Raw genomic sequence first — 6,452 nt, forward strand, 5'->3', positions numbered from 1 at the left:
CAGCGCCTGCCGCCCCTGGTGCACTCCGCGTACGTCCCGGGCAGCGTGGCCGACGGCGATGAATCGTCCACCACCATCACGGAAGAGCCGAACCCTCAGGTCCGGCCGCCGCCCTGTCATGTCCGCTCGGACCGGTCAGACCGGTCAGTCCAGCTCGGGCGCCTGGCCCGTGGAGAACGCCTCGGCCATCCGCAGCCATGTCCCGGCCTCCTCGGCGCGCCCCTGCCGCTGGAGCGTACGGCCCAGCATCAGATGGGCGTAGTGCTCGACCGGGTCGCGCGCGATCACCTCACGCAGTTGCTCCTCGGCGCGGCTCAGCTGCGCGGAGTGGTAGTAGGCGCGGGCCAGCAGCAGCCGCGGGGCGGTCTGCTCCGGGGCCTCCTCGACGACCTGGACGAGGAGGCGGGCGGCCTCGGCGTACTGCTTCGCCTCGAAGTACAGCCCGGCCCGCTCCCAGCGCTCCGCGGTGGTCTCCTCGCGCTCCTTGTCGTCGAACAGGCTCAGCGCGGTGACCCAGCGGTCGGCGGTGGGCTCACCGTCGGGCTGGTAGCTGTTGAAGTTGTCGATCATGTGAGCTCCTTCCTGAGCTGAGCGGTCATTCGGGCCGCAGAGCGGCTAGTTGCTGCTCGAACGGCACGACGGCCTCGGCCTCGGCTTCGGGGGCCGCGGCGCCCCGGCGGCCGCCGACCAGGTCCGCCAGTTCGCCCGCCGCGCGGTCGATGCGGGTGGGCAGGGTGTCGGTGAGCGGATCGCCTGAGCCGCCCCAGTCCTCCGACGCCGCGTACACCGCGGTGGGCAGCACGATCGCCCGCAGGTAGGCGAACAGCGGCCGCAGCGCGTGCTCCAGCGCGAGCGAGTGGCGCGCCGTGCCGCCGGTCGCGGCGGCGAGCACCGGCTTGCCGGCCAGGGCCGTGTTGTCGATCACGTCGAAGAACGACTTGAACAGCCCGCTGTAGGAGGCCGAGAAGACCGGGGTGACCGCGATCAGCCCGTCCGCGCCGGTGACGGTCTCGATCGCCTCCTCCAGGGCGCCCGAGGGGAAGCCCGTCACCATGTTGTTCGCGATGTCACCGGCCAGGTCGCGCAGCTCGACCACGTGCACCTCGACCTCGTGCCCGTCCGCCGCCAGCCGCTGCCGGGCGGCCTCGGCCAGCCGGTCGGCCAGCAGCCGGGTGGACGAGGGCACGCTCAGCCCGGCCGACACGACCGCGAGCCTCACCGGCCGCGGGGCGCCGGCCTGCTGCGGAATCCGTACGACATCGTTCATTGTGCGACCTCCTCAAGGGCCTTGGCGTCACGCTGGGCCACCAGCGACGCGTGGGTGGGGCCGTCCGGCACCTCGGCCGGGCGGTTCTTGGCGAACTCCTTGCGCAGCTCCTCGACGACCTCGCCCAGCAGGTCGAGCTGTTCCAGCACCGTCTTCAGCGGCAGGCCCGCGTGGTCGACGAGGAACAGCTGGCGCTGGTAGTCGCCGAAGGTGTCCCGGAAGGTCAGCGTCTTCTCGACGACCTCCTGCGGGCTGCCGACGGTCAGCGGCGTCTCGGCCGTGAACTCCTCCAGGGAGGGGCCGTGGCCGTAGACGGGCGCGTTGTCGAAGTACGGCCGGAACTCACGGACGGCGTCCTGCGAGTTACGGCGCATGAACACCTGCCCGCCGAGGCCGACGATGGCCTGCTCCGGCGTGCCGTGCCCGTAGTGCGCGTACCGCTCCCGGTAGAGGTTCACCAGCTTCCGGAAGTGGTGCTTGGGCCAGAAGATGTTGTTCGCGAAGAACCCGTCGCCGTAGTACGCGGCCTGCTCGGCGATCTCCGGCGAGCGTATGGAGCCGTGCCAGACGAACGGAGGCACGTCGTCCAGCGGCCGCGGCGTGGAGGTGAAGCCCTGCAGCGGGGTGCGGAACTTTCCCTCCCAGTCGACGACGTCCTCGCGCCACAGCCGGCGCAGCAGCGCGTAGTTCTCGATCGCGAGCGGGATGCCCTGGCGGATGTCCTGCCCGAACCACGGGTAGACCGGGCCGGTGTTGCCGCGGCCCATCATCAGGTCCACCCGGCCGTCGGCCAGGTGCTGGAGCATCGCGTAGTCCTCGGCGATCTTCACCGGGTCGTTGGTGGTGATCAGCGTGGTGGAGGTGGACAGGATCAGCCGCTCGGTGCGGGCCGCGATCCAGCCCAGCATGGTGGTCGGGGACGAGGGCACGAACGGGCGGTTGTGGTGCTCACCGGTCGCGAAGACGTCGAGGCCCACCTCTTCCACCTTCTGGGCGATGGTGACCATCGCCTTGATCCGCTCGTGCTCGGTCGGCTCCCGACCCGTGGTGGGGTCCGTCGTGACATCGCCGACCGTGAAAATCCCGAACTGCACCGGTCTCACCCTCCTAGGATGTTTACGATTCAACTATATCCCCGGAACGTGACACCTGCCGCCCCTATTCCCCCCGCCCATGGCGGAGGGAGGGGCATCGTTTCAGATCGGCCGTCGTGCCTGGTGGGAGGGGTCCTGAGACGGGTCAGCCGAGCTGTCCGAGCGCGGCGGACGGAACCGTGGCGCGCAGCGCGGCGGCGTACGCCTCGTCGGGGTCGAGCCGGCGCAGCTCCTCGGCGATCAGCTCGGCGGTGCTGCGCACCTTCAGCGCCAGGGTACGGTCGGGCTGACCCGGAATGGACAGCGTGGCCACCGGACCGTCCGGGCGGTCGATGTGGACGTCCCCGGCGGCGGTGCGCAGCCGGACCCCCGTGACCACCGGGCCGTCGGTGACCACCTGCTCGACCGGCACCTTCAGCCGGGCCGCGAACCAGCGCGCCAGCAGCTCGGCGCTCGGATTGTCCGCCTCGCTCTCCACCACCGCCGAGGTCACCGCGGCCCGCGCCTGATCCAGCGCGGCGGCCAGCATGGAACGCCAGGGCGTGAGCCGGGTCCAGGCCAGGTCCGTGTCGCCCGGCGCGTACGAGGCGGCGCGGGCCGCCAGCTCCCGCAGCGGGCGCTCGACCGCGTACGCATCGGTGATCCGCCGCTGCGCCAGCCTGCCCAGCGGATCCCTGACCGGGTGGTCCGGGGCGTCTACCGGCCACCAGACCACGACGGGGGCGTCCGGCAGCAGCAGCGGCAGCACCACCGACTCGGGGTGCTGGGCGATCTCACCGCGCAGCCGCAGCAGTACGGTCTCGCCGCTGCCGTCGCCGCCGCCGACGCGCACCTCGGCGTCCAGTCGGGAGCTGCCGCGCTCGCGCGGGGTGCGGCCGGGCCGCTTGATCACCACGAGGATCCGCGAGGGGTGTTCCTGCGATGCCTCGCCCGCGGCCTTGAGGGCGTCGTAGTGGTTGGCCTCATCGGTGACGATGACCAGCGTCAGCACCATGCCGACCGCCGGACTGCCGATCGCCCTACGGGCCTGTACCAAGGCCGCGTTGATCTTGCTCGATGTGGTGTTGGTCAGGTCGGTGTTCATGGCCCGCGCCAGCTCCTGCCGTTCTCGCATCAGCGTTTCGTCCGCGGCCCGAGCGTATCGTCACTCCCCCGCACGGCCGGGACGAATGATCAAGACCGGATGACCGGATGATCGGCCGCCGCCTCCACCTCCAGCAGCGAGGCGCTGTGCCGCTCCGCCTCGAACGCGGCACGGCCGCCACGCAGCCCGAAGAGCCGCTTCGAGAACAGGATGTAGAGCACGGCGAGGATGTTGACCACCAAGGTGGCGATCTTCAGCCAGCTGATCTTCTCGGTCAGCTCGTAGATCTCCAGCGGCAGGAACGCGGCGGTGGACACCACCGCCAGATACTCGGCCCACCGCTTGAGCAGCCACAGCCCCACGCCCTCGACGATCTCGATGGCCGCGTAGGCGGCCAGCGCCGCGGCCACGATCACGAGGGTGGAGTGCCGGTACTCGAAGGTCTTGCGGATGGTGTCGACGACCGGCGAGTGGTCGAGGTCGTAGTGGAAGTGGCGCGCGACCGGCCGGAAGACGGTGAGATCCTCCTGGAAGAGCTGGTGCACCGCGGCCCGGCTGTTGCTGAACCGCCACACCGCGACGGCGGCCAGCAGCACGAACAGCCCGCGGACGATCCGCTCGGCGGCGATGAAACGCATCACGATCAGGTCCCGCAGCGCCCTGCCGCGCGTGACGAGCGGGGCGTCGGCCGCGGGGCCGGAGCCGTGCGGCGCGCCGAGGGCGAAGTCGCCGCAGCGCAGACAGCGCCAGGCCTCGCCCAGCGCGGTGGCGGCGCGCAGCCGCTCGCGCAGCTCACGCTCGGTCGGTGCGTAGGTGACGTGGCCGCGCCGGGCGCAGGTACGCCGGTTCCAGTCGATCTTCACGCTCAGCGCTCCGTTCCGGTGATGGCCGTCAGGGTCGCTCCAGGGAGAGGGCGCCGTCCTGGTCGAGGACGACGTGGGAGCCGAAGTCGGCGCTGGCCCGGTCGAGCACCGTCCGCAGCCAGCGGGCGTCGCCGAGGGTGGCGTGGCACAGCCGCATCCGCCGGGCCCGCATGGGCACCATCCGGATCCCGGCGAGCTCACCGGTTTCCGGGGCCACCGCGACGAAGTACATCAGCCGCAGATCGTCCCGGTACTCCTCGTAGCCGGTGATGCCCTCGTAGTCGTCGATGAAGTCGCCACAGCCGTAGAGGACGAGCTTGCCGCGGTACACCTCCAGCGGGCGGGGGTGGTGCGAGGAGTGGCCGTGCACCACATCGGCGCCGCCGTCGACCAGCGCGTGTGCGAAGCGGATCTGGTCGTCGGAGACGCGGTACCCCCAGTTGCCGCCCCAGTGGATGGAGACGACGGCGATATCGCCCGGCCGCTTCAGCTGCCGGATCCGGCGGGCGAACCGGGCCGCGCGGGCCTCCGACAGCTCGGGGAGGAAGTCGACGCCGGGGTCGTGCTCGGCGGCGGCCCACTCGTACGGGATACCGCTTGACCCGGTGCCGCAGGAGAAGACCAGCACACGTCGGCCACCGCGGACCGGAACGGCCGCGGGCCGCCGCGCCGCGGTGGCGTCCCGCCCCGCACCCGCCACCCGCAGCCGTGCCCCGGCCAGGGCATCGAGCGTTTCCACGAGGCCGTGACGGCCGAAGTCCAGCACGTGGTTGTTGGCCAGGACGCAGACATCGGGCCGGCCCGCGGCCAGGGCGGGCAGATTGGCCGGGCTCATCCGGTAGTGCACGCTCTTCCCCGGCGCGAACTCGTCGCTCCGGGTCACGCTGGTCTCCAGGTTCACCACCCGGGCGTCGGGCGCCGTCTCCTCCAGCACCCGCAGCGCGTCGCCCCACGGCCACGCGTAGTCCGCCGGGTGCGGCACCCGTCCGTGTGCCTCCTCGGTCAGCTCGACATACGCCCTGGAGTCCCGGATGTACGGCTCCCGCAGCTCCGGATCCCCGGGGTGCGGGAGCATCTGGTCGACGCCACGGCCGAGCATCACATCGCCGCAGAGGAACAGCGTCGTCGCATCGCCGCCCATACCCCCAAACTAAGACTTGTTCCGCAATTCACCAGAGAGTGAGCTGGGGGTCGCAGCCGGGGCGGCGTCCGGGCTTTCCGGCGTGGTCACGCGCGGGGCGTGTCTCATCCGGGGTCGCTCGGGGCCGCCTTCCGGCGGTTCGGTGAGCAGAGGTCTCCCGCTGTCGGGGGACTGCCACGCGTCCCGACCGGCAAACCGGTGTCGGGCTCGGTGTGGTTGACTCACGCAGGGCCTCTTCCAGCCCTTGTCCGTACGTGATCTGTGCGTGCCGGGACATCGCGGTGTCCAGGTACGCGGTCTTGGGGTCGTCCTCATCAGCGAGGCGGACGAACGCGGCAAGGGCGGCCGATACGAGGTCACGCTTGCCGACCAGGCCGCAGGGGACGCACTTGTGTTCCCGGTCGCGCAACGTTTTGTTGACCCGCTGACCGCACAGGCAGTGCTGGGACAGGGCCGTGGACCAGGTGGAGGCGCGAACGAGGCGTCCGCCCGCTGCCTGGCACTCCCGGTCCAGGGCGGCGATCAACATGCCGGGGGTGGTCTGGGAGAGGCGCTTGCCCCACAGCCGGTACCAGGTGCGGATGTCGCAGTCCTCCACCGTGAGGTTTACCCCGTGGGCGGCGATGATCTCACGCGCCACCAGGCGGGCGCGGTGGCGGCGGTGCCCGGCAGCACTGGCGGCGGCTTCGGCCTGGCGGGCGCGTAGCTGGCGGTAGCCCTCGGACAGCCGGTCACGGCGGAACCCCTGCTTCGGCACCCCATCAGCGCGTGCGGCGCGGGCACCGCCCGGCACCGTGACCGTCTTCTCCCGCAGGCCCTTGGATGCGCGGCGCTCAGCGCGGCGGGCCTGCTTCTTCGACAGCCCATACTGGGCGGTGTTCGTGGCCCGGCGGGAGCGTTCCAGTGCCCGCGCCCGGCCGCGCCGCTTCTTCGCCTGCTTGGCCAGCAGGGCGCGCTCGGCGTCGGTGAGTGTGATCTCGGTGGACGCGGGGGCGCCCTCGGC

The 6,452-nt window shown here is 71.6% G+C and carries 7 protein-coding genes; all 7 read right to left on the reverse strand.

The genetic code is table 11. The features are described from left to right. Window positions 1-144: 144 nt before the first annotated feature. Complete coding sequence (locus ACWDSL_RS50995) at window positions 145-570, reverse strand: tetratricopeptide repeat protein (RefSeq protein ID WP_450496303.1); 426 nt, start codon at window positions 568-570, stop codon at window positions 145-147. A 25-nt stretch (window positions 571-595) separates the two neighbouring features. After that, window positions 596-1,267, reverse strand: a complete 672-nt coding sequence (locus ACWDSL_RS51000) for an FMN reductase (RefSeq protein ID WP_450496305.1) — start codon at window positions 1,265-1,267, stop codon at window positions 596-598. Continuing rightward, window positions 1,264-2,361 (reverse strand): LLM class flavin-dependent oxidoreductase, encoded by a 1,098-nt coding sequence (locus ACWDSL_RS51005; protein ID WP_450496307.1) that lies wholly within the window; start codon window positions 2,359-2,361, stop codon window positions 1,264-1,266. Before ACWDSL_RS51005 ends, ACWDSL_RS51000 begins: the two co-directional genes overlap by 4 nt. A gap of 145 nt (window positions 2,362-2,506) precedes the next feature. Next, on the reverse strand, window positions 2,507-3,445 hold the full coding sequence (opcA, locus tag ACWDSL_RS51010) for a glucose-6-phosphate dehydrogenase assembly protein OpcA (RefSeq protein ID WP_450496312.1): 939 nt from the start codon (window positions 3,443-3,445) through the stop codon (window positions 2,507-2,509). A gap of 89 nt (window positions 3,446-3,534) precedes the next feature. Further along, window positions 3,535-4,308, reverse strand: coding sequence for a DUF2127 domain-containing protein (locus tag ACWDSL_RS51015; RefSeq protein WP_450496309.1), 774 nt, complete (start codon window positions 4,306-4,308; stop codon window positions 3,535-3,537). Between the two features lie 28 nt (window positions 4,309-4,336). After that, window positions 4,337-5,449: a CapA family protein gene (locus tag ACWDSL_RS51020; protein WP_450496310.1), complete on the reverse strand. Its 1,113-nt coding sequence runs from the start codon at window positions 5,447-5,449 to the stop codon at window positions 4,337-4,339. A gap of 28 nt (window positions 5,450-5,477) precedes the next feature. Next, the coding region (locus ACWDSL_RS51025) for a zinc ribbon domain-containing protein (RefSeq protein ID WP_450496311.1) at window positions 5,478-6,452 on the reverse strand (975 nt) is incomplete at its 5' end.

The sequence above is a fragment of the Streptomyces sp. NPDC000941 genome, from assembly GCF_053599555.1.

What these genes read in the sequence shown, in the direction of transcription:
- ACWDSL_RS51000 (WP_450496305.1), bottom strand. Translation starts at nt 1,267, where the DNA reads ATGAACGATGTCGTACGGATTCCGCAGCAGGCCGGCGCCCCGCGGCCG.
- ACWDSL_RS51020 (WP_450496310.1), bottom strand. Translation starts at nt 5,449, where the DNA reads ATGGGCGGCGATGCGACGACGCTGTTCCTCTGCGGCGATGTGATGCTC.
- opcA (WP_450496312.1), bottom strand. Translation starts at nt 3,445, where the DNA reads ATGAACACCGACCTGACCAACACCACATCGAGCAAGATCAACGCGGCC.
- ACWDSL_RS50995 (WP_450496303.1), bottom strand. Translation starts at nt 570, where the DNA reads ATGATCGACAACTTCAACAGCTACCAGCCCGACGGTGAGCCCACCGCC.